Annotated in this window: 21 protein-coding genes and 2 riboswitches; of the genes, 13 read left to right on the plus strand and 8 right to left on the minus strand. The window is 65.9% G+C overall.

Annotated features, from left to right (window positions below; translation table 11 throughout):
• Positions 1-7: 7 nt before the first annotated feature.
• From ABSY19_RS03095 to ABSY19_RS03120, 6 genes are all read left to right on the plus strand, one after another.
• Complete coding sequence (locus ABSY19_RS03095) at positions 8-1,693, plus strand: electron transfer flavoprotein-ubiquinone oxidoreductase (RefSeq protein WP_382158961.1); 1,686 nt, start codon at positions 8-10, stop codon at positions 1,691-1,693.
• A gap of 116 nt (positions 1,694-1,809) precedes the next feature.
• Positions 1,810-2,313, plus strand: coding sequence for a hypothetical protein (locus ABSY19_RS03100; protein ID WP_382158963.1), 504 nt, complete (start codon positions 1,810-1,812; stop codon positions 2,311-2,313).
• 31 nt (positions 2,314-2,344) lie between these two features.
• Positions 2,345-2,459, plus strand: a riboswitch (glycine riboswitch).
• A gap of 12 nt (positions 2,460-2,471) precedes the next feature.
• Positions 2,472-2,576, plus strand: a riboswitch (glycine riboswitch).
• Positions 2,577-2,581: 5 nt separating this feature from the next.
• Complete coding sequence (gene gcvT, locus ABSY19_RS03105) at positions 2,582-3,766, plus strand: glycine cleavage system aminomethyltransferase GcvT (protein WP_382158964.1); 1,185 nt, start codon at positions 2,582-2,584, stop codon at positions 3,764-3,766.
• A gap of 37 nt (positions 3,767-3,803) precedes the next feature.
• On the plus strand, positions 3,804-4,172 hold the full coding sequence (gene gcvH / locus ABSY19_RS03110) for a glycine cleavage system protein GcvH (protein ID WP_382158966.1): 369 nt from the start codon (positions 3,804-3,806) through the stop codon (positions 4,170-4,172).
• A gap of 28 nt (positions 4,173-4,200) precedes the next feature.
• Entirely contained in the window at positions 4,201-7,104 is a 2,904-nt protein-coding gene (gcvP, locus tag ABSY19_RS03115) for an aminomethyl-transferring glycine dehydrogenase (protein ID WP_382158968.1), read from the plus strand.
• 359 nt (positions 7,105-7,463) lie between these two features.
• The gene (locus ABSY19_RS03120; RefSeq protein ID WP_382158970.1) at positions 7,464-9,371 is read left to right on the plus strand and encodes a B12-binding domain-containing radical SAM protein; all 1,908 of its coding nucleotides are present in this window, start codon (positions 7,464-7,466) and stop codon (positions 9,369-9,371) included.
• A gap of 22 nt (positions 9,372-9,393) precedes the next feature.
• Here ABSY19_RS03120 and ABSY19_RS03125 read toward each other — a convergent pair whose 3' ends face one another.
• Both ABSY19_RS03125 and ABSY19_RS03130 read right to left on the minus strand, forming a co-directional pair.
• The gene (locus ABSY19_RS03125; protein ID WP_382158972.1) at positions 9,394-10,035 is read right to left on the minus strand and encodes an NrsF family protein; all 642 of its coding nucleotides are present in this window, start codon (positions 10,033-10,035) and stop codon (positions 9,394-9,396) included.
• Positions 10,032-10,595 carry a sigma-70 family RNA polymerase sigma factor gene (locus ABSY19_RS03130; RefSeq protein WP_382158974.1) on the minus strand — a complete coding sequence of 188 codons (564 nt, stop codon included), beginning with the start codon at positions 10,593-10,595 and terminating at the stop codon, positions 10,032-10,034. The genes ABSY19_RS03125 and ABSY19_RS03130 overlap by 4 nt, the downstream gene beginning before the upstream one ends.
• Positions 10,596-10,735: 140 nt before the next feature.
• On the opposite strand from ABSY19_RS03130, the gene ABSY19_RS03135 reads away from it, so the two are divergent.
• From ABSY19_RS03135 to ABSY19_RS03150, 4 genes are read left to right on the plus strand one after another with little or no spacing between them, the layout of a single operon-like run.
• Positions 10,736-11,029, plus strand: a complete 294-nt coding sequence (locus ABSY19_RS03135) for a DUF2282 domain-containing protein (protein WP_382158976.1) — start codon at positions 10,736-10,738, stop codon at positions 11,027-11,029.
• Between the two features lie 7 nt (positions 11,030-11,036).
• Complete coding sequence (locus tag ABSY19_RS03140; protein WP_382158978.1) at positions 11,037-11,870, plus strand: DUF692 domain-containing protein; 834 nt, start codon at positions 11,037-11,039, stop codon at positions 11,868-11,870.
• Positions 11,867-12,613, plus strand: a complete 747-nt coding sequence (locus tag ABSY19_RS03145) for a putative DNA-binding domain-containing protein (protein ID WP_382158980.1) — start codon at positions 11,867-11,869, stop codon at positions 12,611-12,613. Before ABSY19_RS03140 ends, ABSY19_RS03145 begins: the two co-directional genes overlap by 4 nt.
• Positions 12,610-13,068, plus strand: coding sequence for a DoxX family protein (locus tag ABSY19_RS03150; RefSeq protein WP_382158982.1), 459 nt, complete (start codon positions 12,610-12,612; stop codon positions 13,066-13,068). Before ABSY19_RS03145 ends, ABSY19_RS03150 begins: the two co-directional genes overlap by 4 nt.
• Before the next feature lie 24 nt (positions 13,069-13,092).
• Here the strand turns inward: ABSY19_RS03150 and ABSY19_RS03155 are convergent, their stop codons facing one another.
• A complete protein-coding gene (locus ABSY19_RS03155) occupies positions 13,093-13,725 on the minus strand; it encodes a hypothetical protein (RefSeq protein ID WP_382158983.1) in 633 nt (210 codons plus the stop codon).
• Positions 13,726-13,908: 183 nt separating this feature from the next.
• On the opposite strand from ABSY19_RS03155, the gene ABSY19_RS03160 reads away from it, so the two are divergent.
• Both ABSY19_RS03160 and ABSY19_RS03165 read left to right on the plus strand, forming a co-directional pair.
• Positions 13,909-14,337 carry a YciI family protein gene (locus tag ABSY19_RS03160; protein WP_382158985.1) on the plus strand — a complete coding sequence of 143 codons (429 nt, stop codon included), beginning with the start codon at positions 13,909-13,911 and terminating at the stop codon, positions 14,335-14,337.
• A gap of 132 nt (positions 14,338-14,469) precedes the next feature.
• Complete coding sequence (locus tag ABSY19_RS03165) at positions 14,470-14,892, plus strand: GNAT family N-acetyltransferase (RefSeq protein ID WP_382158987.1); 423 nt, start codon at positions 14,470-14,472, stop codon at positions 14,890-14,892.
• Positions 14,893-14,946: 54 nt separating this feature from the next.
• On the opposite strand, the gene ABSY19_RS03170 is transcribed toward ABSY19_RS03165, so the two are convergent.
• The 5 genes from ABSY19_RS03170 to ABSY19_RS03190 form a co-directional block, all read right to left on the minus strand.
• Positions 14,947-15,237, minus strand: a complete 291-nt coding sequence (locus ABSY19_RS03170; protein ID WP_382158989.1) for a hypothetical protein — start codon at positions 15,235-15,237, stop codon at positions 14,947-14,949.
• 98 nt (positions 15,238-15,335) lie between these two features.
• Complete coding sequence (locus ABSY19_RS03175; RefSeq protein ID WP_382158991.1) at positions 15,336-17,888, minus strand: DUF3857 domain-containing protein; 2,553 nt, start codon at positions 17,886-17,888, stop codon at positions 15,336-15,338.
• Positions 17,889-18,065: 177 nt separating this feature from the next.
• Entirely contained in the window at positions 18,066-18,422 is a 357-nt protein-coding gene (locus tag ABSY19_RS03180) for a DUF6984 family protein (protein WP_382158992.1), read from the minus strand.
• A 30-nt stretch (positions 18,423-18,452) separates the two neighbouring features.
• Positions 18,453-18,683, minus strand: coding sequence for a hypothetical protein (locus tag ABSY19_RS03185; RefSeq protein ID WP_382158994.1), 231 nt, complete (start codon positions 18,681-18,683; stop codon positions 18,453-18,455).
• A gap of 675 nt (positions 18,684-19,358) precedes the next feature.
• Positions 19,359-19,808 (minus strand): hypothetical protein, encoded by a 450-nt coding sequence (locus ABSY19_RS03190; protein WP_382158996.1) that lies wholly within the window; start codon positions 19,806-19,808, stop codon positions 19,359-19,361.
• 267 nt (positions 19,809-20,075) lie between these two features.
• Between ABSY19_RS03190 and ABSY19_RS03195 the strand changes: the two genes are divergently transcribed.
• On the plus strand, positions 20,076-20,441 hold the full coding sequence (locus tag ABSY19_RS03195) for a hypothetical protein (RefSeq protein ID WP_382158998.1): 366 nt from the start codon (positions 20,076-20,078) through the stop codon (positions 20,439-20,441).
• The last annotated feature ends 58 nt before the right edge of the window (positions 20,442-20,499 follow it).

Here is a 20,499-nt window from a genome sequence, read left to right on the forward strand (position 1 = left end):
CCTCGACATGACCCCCGAAGAAATCCTCAGCACCTACGGCCCGCGCGAAGCCATGGAGTACGACGTGGTCGTGGTCGGTGGCGGCCCAGGCGGCCTGGCCACGGCGATCCGGCTCAAGCAGATCGCCGCCGAAAAAGGCGGCGAGATCAACGTCTGCGTGCTCGAAAAAGGCTCGGAGCCCGGCGCGCACATCCTCAGCGGCGCGGTGATGGACCCCAAGGCCCTCAACGAGCTGCTGCCCAACTGGAAGGCCGATGGCGCGCCGCTCAACCAGCCTGTCACCGACGACAAGCTGCTCTGGCTGACCGAAAAAGGCGCCATCGACACGCCCAAGTTCCTGATCCCCAACAACTTCCACAACGAAGGCAACTACGTCGTCGGCCTGGGCAACGTGGTCAAGTGGATGGCCCAGCAGGCCGAAAACCTCGGCGTGGAGATCTTCCCCGGCTTCGCGGCCGCCGAGGTGCTCTACAACGACGACGGCTCCGTCAAGGGCGTGGCCACCGGCAACCTGGGCGTGGGCAAGGACGGCGAGCCGACCGACAACTTCCAGCTCGGCATGGAGCTGCACGCGAAATACACCGTCTTCGCCGAAGGCTCGCGCGGCCACCTGGGCAAGCGCCTGATCGCCCAATTCCACCTCGACGAAGGCAAGGACCCGCAGGCCTACGCCATCGGCGTGAAGGAACTGTGGGAAATCGACCCCGCCAAGCACCAGCCCGGCCTGGTGATCCACACCGCCGGCTGGCCCATGAAGGACGACACCTACGGTGGTGGCTTCATGTACCACCTGGAAGACAACAAGGTCACGCTGGGCCTGGTCACCGGCCTGAACTACAGCAACCCCTGGCTCAGCCCGTTCGAGGAAATGCAGCGCTGGAAGACGCACCCTCGCATCCGCGCCTTCCTCGAAGGCGGCAAGCGCATCAGCTACGGCGCGCGCGCCATCACCACCGGTGGCCTCATGAGCCTGCCGCAGACCGCCTTCCCCGGTGGCGCCTTGGTCGGTTGCGATGCGGGCTACCTCAACGGCGCGCGCATCAAGGGCAGCCACGCCGCCATCAAGAGCGGCATGCTCTGCGCCGAAGCCGCCTTCGAGGCCGTGCAGGCCGGCCGCCAGCACGACGAACTCAAGGCCTACCCGGTCGCCTTCGGCAAGAGCTGGCTCAAGGAAGAGCTGGACGCCTCGCGCAACTTCAAGTCCTGGTTCAAGTACGGCAACATCGTCGGCGGCCTCATGGTCGGCATCGAACACTGGCTGCTGCCCCGCCTGGGCTTCAAGGCCCCGCCGTGGTCGCTGCACCGCGAGAAGGCCGACCACCTCTACCTCAAGCCGGCCGCCGAGTGCGAGCAGATCGTCTACCCCAAGCCCGACGGCAAGCTCACCTTCGACCGCCTGGGCAGCGTCTTCGTCAGCAACACCAACCACGAAGAGCACCAGCCGGCCCACCTCACGCTGAAAGACGCCAGCGTGCCGGTGAAGATCAACCTCGCCAAGTACGCCGGCCCCGAAGCCCGCTACTGCCCCGCCGGCGTGTACGAGTTCGTGAAGAACCCCGACAACACCGACCGCCTGCAGATCAACGCGCAGAACTGCGTGCACTGCAAGACCTGCGACATCAAGGACCCGACGCAGAACATCGTCTGGGTCACGCCCGAAGGCGGCGGCGGTCCGAACTACGCCGGCATGTGAGCGAAATCACCCTTTCTTGAAAAGCCGCCTGCGGGCGGCTTTTTCATGCCTGGTATTCACCGCGCCGTCACATGGGCTGGCCACAGTGCAGGCTCCGTGAACGACGCCGAGATGCCATGCTGAACAAGACCCAGAAGGGCCGCGCCGAGTTGCGACCCGGGCAACGCCAACTCGCGCAGCGCGAGCGCGCCCTGCTGCTGCTGGCCGATGGCCGCAAACCCGATGCCGAGCTGTTCGCCCTGTTCGAGGGCCAGGGCCCCACGCTCGCGGCCGACCTGATCTCGCGCGGCTACCTTGTGGACGAAGCGCCACCGCCGCCCCGCACGCCGGCCAACACCCCGCCCACCGTCTCCGCCGACGCCTTTTCCGGGCCCCGCTCGCTCGCCAGCGCGCGCATGTTCCTGTTCGACCTGAGCGAGCGCATGTTCGCCCCGCGCGACAAGGCCATGGCCCAGCGCTACCGCGACGCCCTGCGCGAAGCGCGCGACGTGGGCGACATGCTGGCCGTCAGCCGGGCCATGATGGCCGACGTGGAGCGCCTGGCCGGCAGCGAACGCGCCGACGGCATCCGCGAGCGCCTGGCCCGCCTGCTGCCCGAATCGGCCCTGGAAACGCCCTGAAACACCGGCCCGCCGGACGCCGTGCGATACACTCGCCGGGTCAGGAGAGAAGCCGATCCGGTCCCCGGAGAAGGCTCGCCGAAGGCGCAGGCGGCACCGCACACCGGGTGCCCTGAACGCTCAGGCAAAAGGACTGGCAAACACGGGCCGCGAGGCCGGTGTACCCCCCTGGAGAGAGGCCGTTCCTCGAAGCGGCCCACCGAAGGAGCAAGCGCGGCATCGCCCGCGTGAATCTCTCAGGTAAAGCGGACAGTGGGGCAGCGCACGGATGAACCGTGTTTCGCCCCACCGGGGCCTGCCCCCTTGCCTGAAAGCCTCTGCCGTGCCCGCTGCCGCCGCCCCGCTTCTCCAGACCCCGCTGCACAAGCTCCATGTCGAACTGGGCGCCCGCATGGTGCCCTTCGCCGGCTACGACATGCCGGTGCAGTACCCCACCGGCCTCATGGCCGAACACCACCACACCCGCAAGGCCGCCGGCCTGTTCGACGTCTCGCACATGGGCCAGCTGCGCCTGGTCGGGCCCGACGCCCCCGCCGCCTTCGAGACGCTCATGCCGGTGGACGTGATCGACCTCGGCGTGGGCAAACAGCGCTACGGCCTGCTGCTCAACGACGAGGGCGGCATCATCGACGACCTGATGTTCGTCAACCGCGGGCACGACCTCTTCGTCATCGTCAACGGCGCCTGCAAGGCTGGTGACATCGCGCACATCCAGGCGCGCATCGGCTCGCGCTGCGAAGTCATCCCCCTGCCCGACCGCGCGCTGCTCGCGCTGCAGGGCCCGCTGGCGGTGGACGTGCTGCAGCGCCTCGTGCCCGGCGTCGAAAAACTGATCTTCATGACCGGCTCGCCCTTCCAGTGGCACGGTGCCGACCTCTTCATCACCCGCAGCGGCTACACCGGCGAAGACGGCTTCGAGATCTCCCTGCCCGGCGACCGCGCCGACCAGTTCGTGCGCACCCTGCTGGCCCAGCCTGAAGTGATGCCCATCGGCCTGGGCGCGCGCAACTCGCTGCGCCTCGAAGCCGGTCTGTGCCTCTACGGCAACGACATCGACACCACCACCACCCCGGTGGAAGCCGGGCTCAACTGGGCCATGCAGAAAGTGCGCCGCACCGGCGGCGCGCGCGTGGGCGGTTTCCCCGGCGCGGCGCGCGTGCTCGCGCAACTCGACGGCAGCGAACCACTGACCCGCAAGCGCGTGGGCCTGATCGCCCAGGAATGGGTGCCCGTGCGCGAGAACGTCGAACTGCAGAACACCAGTGGCGAGGTGATCGGCAAGACCTCCAGCGGCCTCATCGGCCCCAGCGCCAACAAGCCCATCGCCATCGGCTACGTCACACCCGAACACGCCGCCCTGGGCACGCCCGTGGTGGCCATGGTGCGCGGCAAACCCGTGCCCATGGAAGTCAGCGCCATGCCCTTCGTGCCCAACCGATACTTCCGCGGCTGACCTCACTTTTTTCGTTTCTTTTTTCAGGAGCTTTTCCATGACCACCAAGTACACCGAAGACCACGAATGGATCACCGTTGACGGCGGCATCGCCACCGTCGGCATCACCGTGCACGCGCAGGACGCGCTGGGCGACGTGGTGTTCGTCGACCTGCCCGAAGTCGGCAAGAGCTTCGCGCAGAAGGAAGTGGCCGGCGTGGTCGAGTCCGTGAAGGCCGCGGCCGACGTGTACATGCCCGTCAGCGGCGAAGTCACCGAAGTCAACGAAGCCCTGCGCGCCGACCCGTCGCTGGCCAACACCGACCCGCTCAAGGCCGGCTGGTTCTTCAAGGTGAAGCTCTCCGACCCGGCCCAGGTCGACGCCCTGCTGGACGAGACCGCCTACAACACCTTCGCCAACGCCTGATCCGCCTCTTCTCCCGCCGGAGCCTTCCATGCTGATGCCCTCTGTCAAACCCCTCGGTGAACTCGAAAACCCGTCCGAATTCGTGGCGCGCCACATCGGCATCGGCCAGGCCGACGAGACCCACATGCTCTCGGTCATCGGCGAGGCCTCGCGCCGCGCGCTGATCGACGGCATCGTGCCGCGCAGCATCGCGCGCAGCCAGGGCATGCAGCTGCCACCGGCCGTCACCGAGGCCGCGGCACTGGCCGAGCTCAAGGCGCTGGCGCAGAAGAACAGGGTGTTCAAGAGCTTCATCGGCCAGGGTTACCACGGCACGCTCACGCCCGGCGTGATCCTGCGCAACGTGCTGGAGAACCCCGCCTGGTACACCGCCTACACGCCCTACCAGGCCGAGATTTCGCAAGGCCGCATGGAAGCCCTGGTCAACTTCCAGACCATGGTGAGCGACCTCACCGGCATGGCCATCGCCAACGCCTCCATGCTCGACGAAGCCACCGCCGCCGCCGAGGCCATGACCCTGGCCAAACGCTCGGTGAAGAGCAAGGGCAACACCTTCATCGTCTCGGGCGACGTGCACCCGCAGATCATCGAAGTGGTGCAGACCCGCGCCAAACCCCTGGGCCTCACGGTGAAGATCGCGATGTCGGGCGAGGAATGGGCCGCCATGCTGTCGGACGGCGACTACTTCGCCGCCTTCACCCAGTACCCCGCCTCCAGCGGCTGGCTGCACGACTGGACCAAGGACGCCGCCACCGTGCACGGCAAGCAGGCCGCCTTCATCGTCGCCGCCGACCTGCTCGCCCTCACCCTGCTCAAGCCCCCGGGCGAGATGGGCGCGGACATCGTGGTCGGCACCACCCAGCGCTTCGGCATGCCCATGGGCGCAGGCGGCCCGCACGCCGGCTACATGGCCTGCCGCGACGAATTCAAGCGCTCCCTGCCCGGCCGCCTGGTCGGCGTGAGCGTGGACGTGCACGGCCAGCCCGCCTACCGCCTCGCGCTGCAGACGCGCGAGCAGCACATCCGCCGCGAAAAAGCCACCAGCAACATCTGCACCGCGCAGGTGCTGCCCGCCGTGGTCGCGAGCATGTACGCCGTGTACCACGGCCCCCAGGGCTTGAAGCGCATCGCCAACCGCGTGGCCGCCTACACCGCCATCCTCGCCAGCGGCCTGGAGCAATTGGGCTACCGCGACACGCACCACGGCGAACAAGGTGTGTTCGACACCCTCGCCCTGCACACCAAAGACCAGACCGACGCCCTCATGGCCCGCGCCGTGGCCCAAGGCGCCAACCTGCGCAAGGCCTGGGGCGACTACCTCATCGTCTCGCTCGACGAAACCACCACCCGCGACGACATCGCCCTGCTCTGGAAGGTCTTCGCCAAGGACGGCCAGGCCCTGCCCGCCTTCGACACCTTCGAGAAAGGCGTGGAGCCGCTCATCCCCACCGAGCTGCGCCGCACCAGCGACTTCCTCACGCACCCGGTGTTCAACACCCACCACAGCGAAACCGGCATGCTGCGCTACATCCGCGCGCTGTCCGACAAGGACCTCGCGCTGGACCGCAGCATGATCCCGCTGGGCTCCTGCACCATGAAGCTCAACGCCACCAGCGAGATGATCCCCATCACCTGGCCGGAGTTCGCGAACATGCACCCCTTCGCCCCGGCCGACCAGCTGCAGGGCTACCAGCTGCTCGACCAACAGCTGCGCGCCTGGCTCTGCCAGGCCACCGGCTACGCCGGCATCAGCCTGCAGCCCAATGCCGGCTCGCAGGGCGAATACGCCGGCCTGCTCGTGATCCAGGCCTACCACGCCTCGCGCGGTGAAAGCCACCGCAACATCTGCCTCATCCCCAGCAGCGCGCACGGCACCAACCCCGCCAGCGCGCAGATGGTGGGCATGCAGGTCGTCGTCACCAAGTGCGACGACAACGGCAACGTGGACATGGCCGACCTCCAGGCCAAGTGCGAACAGCACAGCGCCCACCTCGCCGCCGTGATGATCACCTACCCCAGCACCCACGGCGTGTTCGAGACCACCGTGAAGGAACTCTGCGCGCTGGTGCACCAGCACGGCGGGCGCGTCTACGTGGACGGCGCCAACATGAACGCCCTGGTGGGCGTGGCCGCGCCGGGTGAATTCGGCGGCGACGTGAGCCACCTCAACCTGCACAAGACCTTCTGCATTCCTCATGGCGGCGGCGGCCCCGGCGTGGGCCCGGTCTGCGTGGTGGAAGACCTCGTGCCCTTCCTGCCCGGCCATGCGGCGGGTGGTCTGCCGGTCAACGGCGTGGGCGCCATCAGCGCCGCGCCGCTGGGCAACGCGGCCGTGCTGCCGATCAGCTGGATGTACATCCGCATGATGGGCGCGGAGGGTTTGCAGCACGCCACCGAAGCCGCCATCCTCGCGGCCAACTACATCAGCAAGCGCCTGGCGCCGCACTACCCCACGCTGTACGCGAGTGCCAACGGCCACGTGGCGCACGAATGCATCCTGGACCTGCGGCCCTTGAAGGACACCAGCGGCGTGATGGCCGAGGACGTGGCCAAGCGCCTGATGGACTACGGCTTCCACGCGCCCACGCTGTCGTTCCCGGTCGCCAACACGCTGATGGTGGAACCCACCGAAAGCGAAACGCTGGACGAGCTGGACCGTTTCATCGACGCGATGATCGCCATCCGCGACGAGATCCGTCAGGTGGAGAACGGCGTCTGGCCGCAGGACGACAACCCGCTCAAGAACGCGCCGCACACGGCACCCAGCCTCATGAAGGCCGACTGGCCACACCCCTATGCGCGCGACGTGGGCGCCGCCAGCGCCTCCACCCGGGCCCACGCCAAATACTGGCCGCCCGTGGGCCGCGTGGACAACGTGTACGGGGACCGCAACCTGTTCTGCAGCTGCGTGCCCCTGTCTGACTACGCTTGATGAAGTCCTGATCCCTCGCCTGCTGGGTGGGCGAGGTCGGGCACACCAACGGTGGTGCGCCTGCGTTGTTTCGCAGGACGGTGGCGGCGTCCGAATGCGCAGGCCCCCATTCGCGGTTGCCACAGAGGCTGCGCGCCGGCCAAGGCGTTGACGAAGGGGTGGTGGCGGACCCGGGCAGCCGCCCGCGAGCAGGGCCGGAGCAGTCGGATCCCGCCACCGGCCTGCCGCGAGGTGCAGGCCGGAAGCGAACCCAACAAACCCCGCCAAAACGAAAAAGAGGCCCCAAGCCTTAACATCGTCGCCACGCCCGGAAAAGCCATGACCACCCACGCCCCGCGCGTGCTGAGCCTCATCCCCCGATGACCCAGCTCAACACGCCCTACCCCTCCACCGCCTACATCACCGGCTTCCTCCGCTCGCGCGGCGTCGACGCCGTGCAAGCCGACCTCGCCCTCGCGCTCGTCCTCAAACTCTTCACCCCCGCCGGCCTCGAAGCCGTGCGCGGCAAAGCACTCGCCCAGCCCGAAGCCGACCGCAGCGGCAGCGTGCACGCCTTCCTCGACCAATTCGACCGCTACCGCGGCACCATCGGCCCCGTCATCGCCTACCTGCAAGGCCGCGACTCCACCCTCGCCCACCGCATCGCCGCGCGCGAACTCCTGCCCGAAGGCCCCCGCTTCAGCGCACTCGAGGTCTACGTGGACGCCGCCCTCAGCGAAGAAGGCGGCGACCCCCTGGCCTGGGCCTTCGGCGCCCTCGGCGTGCAAGACAAAGCCCGCCACATCGCCACCCTCTACCTCAACGACCTCGCCGACGTGCTGCGCGACGCCGTGGACGAACGCTTCGCCTTCGTGCGCTACGCCGAATCCCTCGCCAGCAGCCAGCCCAGCTTCGAGCCCATGGCCGCCGCGCTCGCCGCGCCCTTCACCCTGGTCGACGAGGTGCTGCACACCCTCACCCTCGCCACCCTGGCCCAGCACAAGCCCGACGTGGTGCTGCTCTCCGTGCCCTTCCCCGGCGCGCTCTACGCCGCGCTGCGCATCGCGCAGACCATCAAGGGCCAGAACCCGCACATCACCATCGCCCTGGGCGGCGGCTTCGTCAACACCGAACTGCGCGAACTCGCCGAGCCCCGCCTGTTCGACTTCGTCGACTACGTCACCCTCGACGCCGGCGAACGCCCCCTGCTCGCGCTGCTCGAGTTCCTGGACCGCAAGCGCTCCCGGCAGCGCCTGGTGCGCACCTTCGTGCGCGAGACCAGCGAAGCCGGCACGGCCACGGTGAAGTACATCAACTTCGGCGAACCCGAGGTGGCCTTCGAAGACGTGGGCACCCCCACCTGGGACGGCCTGCCGCTCGACCGCTACCTGAGCCTGCTCGACATGCTCAACCCCATGCACCGGCTGTGGAGCGATGGGCGCTGGAACAAACTCACCGTGGCCCACGGCTGCTACTGGAAGAAGTGCAGCTTCTGCGACGTGAGCCTGGACTACATCAGCCGCTACGAAACCGCGTCCGCCGCCACCCTGGCCGACCGCATCGAGGCCATCGTCAACGAAACCGGGCAGACCGGCTTCCACTTCGTGGACGAGGCCGCGCCGCCCAAGGCCCTGAAAGCCCTGGCCGACGAGCTGCTGCGCCGGCAACTGCCGGTCTCATGGTGGGGCAACATCCGTTTCGAAAAAACCTTCAGCCCCGAACTCTGCCAACTGCTCGCCGACAGCGGCTGCATCGCCATGAGCGGCGGGCTCGAAGTGGCCAGCGACCGGTTGCTCACCCTCATGAAAAAGGGCGTGTCCGTCGAACAGGTCGCGCGCGTCACCAAGGGGTTTTCAGACGCGGGCATCCTCGTGCACGCCTACCTCATGTACGGCTTTCCCACGCAGACCGTGCAGGACACCGTGGACTCGCTCGAATACGTGCGCCAGCTGTTCGAGAACGGCTGCATCCAGAGCGGCTTCTTCCACCGCTTCTCGTGCACCGTGCACTCCCCCGTGGGGCTGGACCCGGCCGCGTATGGCATCGAACTGGTGCCACTGCCCGAAGTGACCTTCGCCAAGAACGACATCGGCTTCATCGACCCCACCGGCGTGGACCACGACGCGCTGGGCATCGGCCTGCGCAAAGCCATCTACAACTACATGCACGGCATCGGGCTGGACGAAGACGTGCGCGCCTGGTTCAGCCACCTGCACGACCCGGTGCCCAGGACGCGGGTGAAGCGGCACTTCATCGAGCGGGCGCTGGACAAACGGGAAAGGGCTTGATCGCGGCGGCCGCCTTCGTGGCCTACCAGCGCAGCCAACGCCACCCGGCCAGCGCGCCCAACAACGCGCACGCCGCCATACCCAGCACATACCAGACGGCGAGAAAAGGCGCCTGCATCTCGGGGCAATGCAGTGCATACACCGCGGCACCCACCGCGCCCGCCAGCCAACCCGCCGCGGCGCCCGTCAGCAAGGGGCGCGTGGGCGCCAGACCCCGCAGGGCCCAGAACAGCGCGACCCCCACCGGCAAGGCCGTGGCCATCACGTTGAACACGCAGTAGCGCCAGGTCTCGCCCAGCACCAGCGCCGCCCGCGTACCGGGGGCCGCCTGCGCCAGCACCAGCATCGCCCAGGCCCACAACAACGCCACGGGCAGCCACAGCCCCCACGCCCAGCCGCGCACGCGCGCGCCCGGGTGGCCCAGCAGGAACACGACCACCAGGCCACTGACCGCCACGGCCAGCGGCATCGCCAGCTTGACCCCGAACGCCGGCGTGGCCCAGACCTCGCCCAGGTCGCTGCGCACGCCGTACACCAGGTGCACCCAGGCCAGCGCACACACCAGCCCCAGACCCAGCGCGAGCGCAAAACGGCGCTCACCCGCATGCCGGGGCACAGGGGCGGCGCCGGTGGCCAGGAGGTTCATCAGATCGTCGGTTTTCATGCTTGTCCTTTCCATTGGCGCGCCAGCGCCTTGATGCCCCGGTGCACCCCCACTTTGACGGCGGACTCACTCATGCCCGTGAGCCGGGCCGCCTCGGCGACCGACAGGCCATCGAGCTTGGTGTGCTGGATCGGCAACCGCTGGTGGTCGGGCAACTGCTCGAGCAAGCGACCCAGGTCGCGCCGCGCCTCACCCGCCTCGCCGTCTGACTGCGCGAAGACATCCAGTTCGTCGTCCAGGGGATCGTTCAACGCCTCATGGCGGGCGCGCCGTCGCCACAGATCCACCAGCTTGTAGCGGGCCAGTGCATGCACCCACGCCGTCAGCGGCTCGCCCCGGCGGTAGGTCTGGCGCTGGGCGTGCACGGCCATCAAGGTCTCCTGCACCAGGTCTTCCACCTCGTCCGGCAGTTGCTGCAGGCGGCGCCGGAAATAGCCGCGCAGCAACGCCGCCAGGCGCTGCAGGAAACGGTGGTAGGCGGCGCCATCGCCGTCCAGCCCCGCCACAAAGAGTCCGTGCAATTCGTGTTCTGTCGCGGTCACGTCAGCTATTCGTGTCATGGCGCGAAAAGGTTACAGACAGGCCGAAATAAAAAAACCGATCGATTCTGCGGCGGGCCTGTAACCAGCGCAGCGGCGGCGACGAAATAGCCATCGGTACGCACCAACTGGTTGGCGCGGCCCTACACCAAGGAGCCTTCATGAACACCTCGCAACTGACCCTCACCCTGGCCACGCTGGCCGCCCTCACCACCGGCGCCGCGCTCGCACAGTCCAACATGCCCGACACCAAGAACGCCGCCAGCGCCAAGGAACGCTGCTATGGCGTGGCGATGGCCGGCAAGAACGATTGCGCGGCCGGCCCCGGCACCACGTGTGCGGGCACCTCCAAGATGGACTACCAGGGGAACGCCTGGAAGTATGTGCCCGCCGGCACCTGCGTGGGCATCAAGACGCCCACCGGCATGGGGGCACTGCAACCCGTCAAGGGCTGAACACCCCATGGACCTGAGCGCCGGTCTCGGCCTCAAGCCCGAGCACGTCGATGCCGCCTGCGGCACGCGGGCAGCGGGCCTGTGGTTCGAAGTGCATGCCGAAAACCACCTGGTGGACGGCGGCCCGCGCCTGGCATGGCTGGAGGCCGTGCGCGCGCACCACCCGGTGGCGCTGCACGGCGTCTCGCTCTCGCTGGCTGGCCACGAGCCGCCCGACAGCGGCCACCTGTCGCGGCTGGCGGCACTGGTGCGCCGGCTGCAGCCGGCGCTGGTGTCCGAACACCTCGCCTGGAGCAGGCTGGGGGCCCACTACGCGCCCGACCTGCTGCCCTTCGTGCGCACCCACGAAGCGCTGCGCCAGACGGCCTCGAACATCGAGCGGGTGCAGGACGCCCTGCAGCGCCGCATCGCGATCGAGAACCCATCCCACTACCTGCACCTGCAAGGCCACGACTGGGACGAGCCCGACTTCCTGCTGGAGCTGGTGCGCCGCACCGGCTGTGGCCTGCTGGTGGACGTGAACAACCTCTTCGTCTCGGCGCACAACATCGGCACCGACCCGCTGGACGCGCTGGACCGCCTGCCGGCCGACGCCGTGATGGAAATCCACCTCGCCGGCCACCACGAAGACCCGGCGCTCGGCGCAGGCCTGCTCATCGACGGCCACGACGCCCCCGTGGCCGAACCGGTGTGGCGGCTGCATGAACACCTCATCGAACGCATCGGCCCCAGGCCCACGCTGATCGAGCGCGACGGCAACCTGCCCGCCTTCGACGTGCTGATGGCCGAGCGCGATCGCGCCCATGCCCAACTGAGCCGGCTCGTCGAGGTGGCCACATGAACCACGCCGACTTCCAGACCGCGTTCTGGCACGACCTGTGGTCGACCGATGAAACGGCATCATCGCCACTGGCCCGCCAGCCCGGCTTCGCGGTCTACCGCAACACCGTGCTCAAAGCCTGTGTGGACAGCCTGCTCGCGCTCCACCCCGCCGTGCGCCGGCTGACCGGTGACGACTGGCTGGCCGCCGTGGCGCTGGCGCACGCGCGCGAACACCCGCCGCAGGCCGGCTGCCTCGCGAGCTACGGCGAAGGCTTTCCGCAGCACCTGGCGCGCGCGCTCCCCGCAGGTGAATGGCCCTGGCTGCCCGAGGTAGCGCGGCTCGACGCGTTGTGGAACCAGTGCCACACGGCCGCCGACGCGCCCACGCTGCCGCCTGCGGCACTGACGGCGCTGGACGCCACCACCCTGCCCCACAGCGTGCTCGTGCCCCACCCCGCCACGCGCTGGCACCCTTGCACCGAATGGCCCGCCCTCAGCCTCTGGCGCGCCGCACGCGAAGCCCTGCCCGACCCCAACCCACCCCACTGGCACGGCCAGCACACGCTGCTCACGAGGCCCCAGGGCACGGTGCTGGCCCACGAGATCGGCCTGGGCGCCTGCGCGCTGCTCGACGCCTGCGCCCAGGGCCAACCCATCCCCGACGCTGCCGCCCGTGCCCTGGCGGCCGAACCCAGCCTGGACCTCGCCGCCACCCTGGGCCAGCTCATCACCCACGGCGCCTTCACGGCGGTTGCACCATGAACACCCTTGCACGCACGACCCACGCCACCGAAACCATTCGCCTCTGGCTTGAGCGCTGGATCTCGCACGACCTCATCGCCCTGGCCAGCCGCCTCGGCATCGCCGGCATCTTCTGGCTCTCCGGCCGCACCAAGGTCGAAGGCTGGTTCAGCCTCACCGACACCACCTTCCTGCTGTTCAGGGAAGACTACGCGCTGCCCCTGATTCCACCGGAGTGGGCGGCCTACCTCGCCACCAGCGCCGAACACCTGTTCCCCGTCCTGCTCGTGCTCGGCTTGGCCACCCGGCTGTCGGCCGCCGCGCTGTTGGGCATGACGGCCGTGATCCAGTTTCTGGTGTACCCAGCCGCCTGGCCCACCCACCTGACCTGGGCCGTGCCACTGCTCTACCTGCTCGGGCGCGGCGCGGGGCGCTGGTCGCTGGACGCGCTGCTGCTGCCGCACCGACAGGATTGACGAAGCGTCGAGGCTCTTCGCCCGTCAGGGCGCTGCGCCGGCGGACTTCACCTCGGACAGCTTGCAGCCCTTCTTGAGGAACAAGTCGGTCAGGTGCTCGCTGCGCGCCTGCGCCAGCTCGCGGGCCTGCTCCGCGTTCACCAGGCGCGTCTGCACCTGCATCATTTTTTCCACGCTGTCCTGCATGCTCGCGCGGCGGGCGTCGGCAGCGGCCTGCATGGCGAAGCTCTGGATCTGGCCGCCGCCGGGAATCAGGCTGAGCAGGCTGCTGCCCACCGACGAACCCACGCCACCGCCACCCATGCCGCCGCTGGCCTGTTTCATCATCTCGTTCTGGCTGGCCATCATGGCCGCCTGCGCCTGCTCGGCCTCGGCCCCCCGCTCCTGGCTGGTCTTCTCCAGCACCTGGGTTTCCGCATAAATCTGCGCGCAGCTGAGTTCACCATCGCCCAGCTTCTTCACGTTTCGCGGCATCGGCGTCATGCCCCCCGCGCCCATCGGCATCGGTGGCAGGCCGGCCGCATCGTCGGGCTGATCAGCCAGAGCCGCCGCCCGCGCCGCCCCTATCTGCGATGCCACTTGCGCGCCAACCGCCCAAGGCGCCAGCGCCAGCAGGCCAGACAGGGACAGACGCGTGATCGCAGCGGCGGACAGCATGAGGTTCTCTCTTCTTCGATGGAAAGTACGGATGGCCGAAAAGCCCGGCGGGAATTTTCAGACACCCCGCGCGCGGCGTAAAGTGACGCGGGTCATATTCACGCAGGCTGTCGAAATGGCGCGGCCTTAATCGTCGTACTGAGGCGGGCGGATGGCCGCCCCGATCAACCCAAGGAGATCAAGATGCGATTCATGGTGATGGTGAAAGCAACGAAAGACAGCGAAGCCGGTGTGATGCCCACACAAGAGGAGTTCGCCGAGATGGGCGCGTTCAACGAGGAGCTGGTCAAGGCCGGCGTCATGGAGGCGGGCGAAGGCCTCCACCCAAGTTCTCGCGGCGCCCGGGTCGCGTTCTCGGGCAAGGACCGGCGGGTGATCGACGGGCCGTTCCCGGAAACCAAAGAGCTGGTCGCCGGCTTCTGGATCTGGAACTGCAGTTCGCTGCAGGACGCGATCGAATGGGTGAAGAAGTGCCCCAACCCCATGCGAACCGATTCCGAAATCGAGATCCGGCAAATCTTCTCGGCCGAGGATTTTGGCGACGCGCTGACACCCGAACTGCGTGAGCAGGAAGAGCGGCTGCGCAAAGAGGTGCAGTCGCGCGCCGGCTGATCCGTCACCAAAGAACGCCTCATTTTGGAAATCCTCCGAATCGCCCCTGCGGACGCGCCTCGCTGGCGTGCGGCGGATCGAAGCTTCTTGGTGGAGCACGTGGCCAGAGTCAGCTTGTCGGCGTCCAGCACCGTGCTCGAAGCCATCCCGGTCCAGCCCTTCACCAAGACCTACCCAGCGTCTGAATCATCTGCAGATGCAGAGCATCACGTCGCTCTGCTAGGAAGCGAAGTCGCCGGCGAACTGCAATGCGGGCCGCACTGGAATGGATACCTCTACATCCACGATCTTGTCGTCGGCGCAGCGTTCCGCCGTCAGGGCATCGGTCAGCGCCTGGTCCAACATGCCCAGGCCCGTGCCCTCGAACTGGGTCTTGCAGGCGTCATGCTGGAGACGCAGAACACGAACCTGCCGGCGTGCCGGCTTTATGAACAGGGTGGCTTCGAGCTTGGCGGCCACGATGCTTTGCTCTACAGCGGCCTGAACCCATTCATCAATGAAGTTGCCTTGTTCTGGTATTGGCGCCCCGCCAAGAGTGACCTGCACACCGCGTAGATTGGCCTTCGCGATGTCTGCAGTGGGCCCAGAACTGTCGGCCATCAACACTCATCAATCACCGGTGAATTTGATGTACGTATGCATCTGCTCGATCGACTGCTGAACAAGGCCCACCAGTTTTTCGATGTGCGCACGGAGTTCGGGCTGGGTTGAGGCTGAGGCAACCGCGCGCAGCTCAGCGAGCAGCACCGGTATTTGAGATTGATTGAAGATGGTGTCGCCCCAAGGATCTACGAAGCGCAGACAAGTCGGCGCGAGGGTCGACAGGTCTGAGGTGAAAAGCGACGTGAGGCATCCCTCGGGGTCCTCGATCACATAGATCTTCTCGTGGGTTTCGTCCACCCAAGCGACTTCAATTCCCACAGCGTCCCCCATACTTTAATGTCCGCTTCTGGCCGATTCCTGCAGTCCAGCCATCGCCCGACCAAAACCTCCGTGCCTCAGCGCCTGGAGCGAATGACGACCGTTCCGGCCAGCTTGTCGTGCCACCCTTGCTTCTTGGCATCGAACGCCACCCACAGCAGCCCGAGCCCGAGCGGAATGGTGGCGACAAAGTAACCCAGATACCGGCCAATGGACTGCCCAACGGAGAGCTTGCCGCCCGTCCTGGCGTCCACGACCTTGACGGAGACGAGCATCTTCCCGGGGGTGGCTTGCTTGTACAGCCAGAACAGCACCACCGCCACAATGGGCGCCACCCAGGATATGAGAATGTCTGCGGTTCCCGCGAACATGCCCATCTGGGCTTCATCGAAGTAGGCCCACCCATAGATGGCCACGAGCAAAGGAACCGTGACAAGCACGAGAAGGAGGGTGTCGAGCAGAGCTGCGCCAACTCTGACCCAAAAGCCTGCGTACACCAGATCGTCGACAGGCACCGATGCATCCCCCTGTTGACCAAACTTGCGGACGATCCAGTAGCAGGCCGCGCCCAAGAGCAGGAAATAGGCAGCCAGGGGCCACCAGAGCCCCTCCAGGTCAATCGGGGCGGCCTCTGCCGGTGCGGCAGCGCTGGGTGGCGTGTGGGTGAGCACCAGCCCGATCGCGTCGCGTGCGTCCTCCAGCTTCTTCGCGTAGTCCGCCATGTCTTCAGCCCTCACGTGATCGCTCAGCGAGGTGTACCGGCTCACACGCGTGAGCAAGGTCGGCGTGGTGGTCAGCTCGTCCGTGAACTCGAAAGCCGGATGGCGAACGACCGTGCGCTCGGGGTCAACCGACCAGTCTTCGGGAAGACGAACCACCGTTGTGTTCTCGATCACCGTCGGATGGTCGATCGCCAGCGGCGCGTTGCGCATCCGCTCGCGCGGTCCCTTCAAATGGCTGCGGATGTCTGGCGCCCGAATGCTGGCCTCCAGCATCCCGGGCTTGTCACCCTGGGTCCAGAAATCGGCGATCTGGTAGCGCTCGATCACGGTCAGGACATTGGTCTGCGTGTTGTCGTCCACAGCCATCGGCCCGGCGGACACAATGCCCGGGTAATAACCGCCGTAGAAGTTCAGGTAGTCGCGCTGCACCGCTTCCAGGTTGCTGCCAGACAGATCGTTGCGCATCTGTTCGGCGCTCAGACCGGTCAACTCGGTGGTGATGGTCAAGGTGGCCGTCTTGCCGATGCCCTGTGTCGCGTCAAACTCCGTGCGGATCTTGCGCTTGGTCTGCGTGGCATCGCCGTGCTGCATGGGCTCCAGATCCCGGGTTGCCGGGTCAATGATGAGCGCATGACCGAAGTAAGGTTGGGAAATGGCATGGATCGGGCCGGTCTGCGGATACCCGGTCGGATCGATCCAATACGGTTGCCCATTGACCTGCGCCCGGACCAGCACGTGGTCAAAAGCGGCCGCCGAAGGGATGCGCTGCATCACACCTTCGTGTATGCGGGTGTTGACCAGCCCGGCGCGCGCCTCGATGCCCAGCGCCTTCAGCATGGTCAGCGTGAGCAGGGTCTTGTCTTTGCAATCCCCAAAGCGACGGGCCATCACCACCCCAGGCGGGCTGGGGGTGTAGGAGCCTGCGCCCATGACCACGCTCATGTACCGGATGTTCTTTTGCACGAAGTGAAGCACCGCCACCACTTGGTCGCCGGGGTCGGTATGGGTGCGGCGAATGCGATCCACCTCTGCGCTCAATTCGCCGGCGGGCAGCTTCGGCACCGCGTACAGCGGCTCCGCCCATCGGCTCACTTCGCCCCAGTCACGAAACGAACTCCACTGCACAAAAGGATAGGGGTCGTACCAGACGGGCGCCTCGTCACTCACATGCAAGCCGGGCACCGCCCGTGCCGTCCATTCAAACTCGCGCAAACCACCCTGCAGACGCTCGGTCGCAGGCTCACCCACGTTGGTGTTCTTGAACTGGATCGGGCGCTCGGCGGGCCACAGCAGTCGGGTGTACAGCGAGTGCACCGGATCGCGCCACTGCATGTCGAAAGCCCCGGAATGGTGGCCTCGCATCTCCGGCCTCGACCCCTGCAATGTGTAGGCGTACTCGACCACATCGCCCACCCGCACATCCTGCAGAAGAACGCTCACGGTCAGGCGGCCATCGAGGACCAGGGCCTCCAGCTCTTTCTCACGTTGCAGCGTGCGGATCGGCGCCGTGGCCAGTTGAGAAATGACCCGCCCTTGCCGGTGCACGGCCAGGGTGTGCAGTCGCAGGCGCTGGTAAGCCGGATCGAAATCAATGTCGACACTGGCCGCATGCTCCAGGCCCTTGTCGTTCACCGCCTTGACGGCAATCCGGCTGAACAGCTGCCGATCCGTGCCGGAAACGCGGGTCTGGCGATCCGCCAACAGGTAGTACACGCCGCCGCGTATTTGCTCCAGCGGCACGGGGGCGTTCTCGTCCAGCGGGATGGGCTTGACCCACGCGGGCGCCGGGCCCTTGGCCGGAGGCGCGATGACGGCATGGGCGTTGACCACCCCGAGCAAACTCAACAAGCCCACGCCGAGGATGCGCAGAAGGCAAACGCCCCGCACTCGATTGAACAAGTCCTTCAAAACGACTCCCCCTGAATCTCATCGCCCGATCGCTCCGGACAACTTGTAATGAATTGTATGCACGCCCTGATGCAGCCCCCGACCATTCAGGTGTTCAAGGACGGGGGAGTCTCCACGTCAAACATGGGCGCGCAGCTCTCACGGCCGCAATGGCAGCTGAGGGCCCATTGCAACCGATCAGGAATTTCTAGCCTCGGGCTTAAGAGACTCAGACGAAAGCGGCCGAATGTCGGCTCGCTTAGGCCACTGAGCAATCGGCGCGAAGTTCACTTTCCATACGTCCACTTCCATCGGCCTATCTGCGGTGTCACAGTTCAGCGCAGCCTCGATTTTTACCCCGTCTGCATCAAGGAACTCGCACTGGGCGAGGCAGCGGCCAAATCTCAGAGCGGTGTTCACGCGGTCAATCGCGAGGCTGCCCATTCCGCCGTCAGCCATTGGTTCCACAAGTAACTCGCTGGGGTCGTCGCTTATGTTTGCTACTGCAAACAGGTACGAGACCAATGGCAGTTCGTGCGGGTGAAGTTTTTTCATATTTGAACGTCCGCTTCTGGCCGATTCCCGCTATTGGGGTGGCGATAGCTTTGTGACTTCCACGTCAACGCTGAAGAGGCCGAAGAACCATGGGCGCCGTTCTCTCACAACGTCGAGATGTAAAGGGCGACCATCCGCGTCTGTCACCACGTACTCGCCATTTAGGACATCAATTGGCTCAAGCTTCGCTTCGACTTCGGCAACCGACCAGTACTCCGTCAGGTCTCCACTTTCATCAACGCGAATGGGCAATTTGATCATGAATGCAATGTCCGCTTCTGGCCGAAAGCACCATGTTAGCTAGCTGAGGCTGGACAGGGCCGTAACGGACCCTGTCGGCGGGCGCTAGCGTCCAAGCAAGTTGCTGTCGAAGCGTTTGTATCTATGCCTTCTCCAAAGCCGCCCGTGCTCTCCTGAGCCGACCGATCCCAACAATTGGGGCTAGACATAGACATGAAAGCAACACAGCCGCGGCAAGGAACCATGAGCTGTCATATTGTCGATAACCTGCAACGCAAAACACAATAAGGGGTGCAATTCGGAAGATGGGCGTTAAGACGCTTGAGAGCTTGGGAAGATAGATTTCCCCGGTTTTCCGATCTTTCCAGCCTTCCAACGACTTCCAGTCATCACGGTGCGCGAGCGCTGCAATCACCTCCATGCCATTCTCAAGGCGTGGCGCACCGCTGATGGACACAGAGAAGTACCGCTTACCTGCTGATTCAAAACTGAACAGCGTGGGATATGAGCCTCTCCCGGTCGGATCTTGCACGATGTCAAAGACTCGATCGAACTTAATCGGGATCAAATGCATTGTCGACCTCTAGATGTGGCCTTGCCGCGCGCTAGGAGAAGGACTGCTTATGGCCAATGTGCGTCATGGTAGCTAAGAGTCAATGTGGCCAAACAGCGGACATCCCAAGCCTCGCAAACTGCTCATCCCATCGATGCTCTAAGGTTCCTCGCAAGCCCAATAAAAAGTCGGAGGCTTGGATAAGACAACCACATGCCGAGCGCCAAAACTGTGTACCCGACCTCGCTGCAGTAGCCAGTCGAACTGACATAGGCGAGCATTTGATTGCGCAACCCGTTTGGGTCCCGTTCCCTCATGAGTTCCTCACAGCTGTTGGAGGCAATCACAATGCTGCCTAGAAGGGCCAGACCAAATCCACCGGCGAGCGTGAGAAGGGCATGCCCGAACACCAGGCCCGGTCCCCGGCGATGCTCTCCGGCAAAGTAAGCGCTCCACCAAACGATCAGAAGCGAAGCGATGAAGAGGGTGAACGCAACCCCTCCTCCTACTCGCAGCAAGGAGTAGCTCTCAAATATCGCGGCGTTGCCGGCGAGCGCGAGCAGGACGACAAAACCAAGAAAGAACCATCGCATTTTGGGTGTCGTCGATTCGTTGGAACGCCGTAGGTCTGCTTGTGGCCGATAGCAGAAGTTTAGCCTTCGCACGCAAGCCACCAATGCCAAGCAAGCGCCGCTTCCTTCGGCCAGTCTCTCGCATGCGTCATGTATGTGAGAAGCAAACTCCGTAGATAAAGAAATGGCGATTTGCCATCCTCGCTCTGCCTTTCGTCCTTCAGTGTCACACGTCAAAAGCGTCTCTGAATCACCTTGAAAGCTCTGCCCACCCGACCCAGGAGGAACATGAAATCGCCCAAGCCAGCAGCCAAATCCAAACTGGGCAGGCCGCCCAAATCCGAGCGCATCGCCTCCCTCACCCCTCACATCCTCATGCTGGCCGAGCAAAGCATGGAGCAACTCGCACAGTTGTCCACGACGCTGGAAGCGAGCATTTCGCTGGACACCGCCGTGGCGCCCGCAAGCGCGGAGGACGCGGTGGAAACCTTCGCCCCGCCCGAGCAGATCGACGCGATGCGGCGCTCGCTCAAGACCGAGATGCGGCGGCAGGCCAAGACGCTTGGCGACTCCATCAACGCGATCTACGCCTGCGCCGACGAGCTCCATCGCGGGCGGCACTACTGGCCGCCGAAAACACCTCGCAGCCAGTAGGCGGGCGGGTTCGCAGAGGCTCGCCGGTGTCGCTGGCGGGGGAAGCGTGAGATACGTC

Origin of the sequence: Hydrogenophaga sp. ANAO-22 (assembly GCF_042466645.1) — a bacterium.
In the GTDB taxonomy this organism is placed as follows: Bacteria; Pseudomonadota; Gammaproteobacteria; order Burkholderiales; family Burkholderiaceae_C; genus Hydrogenophaga.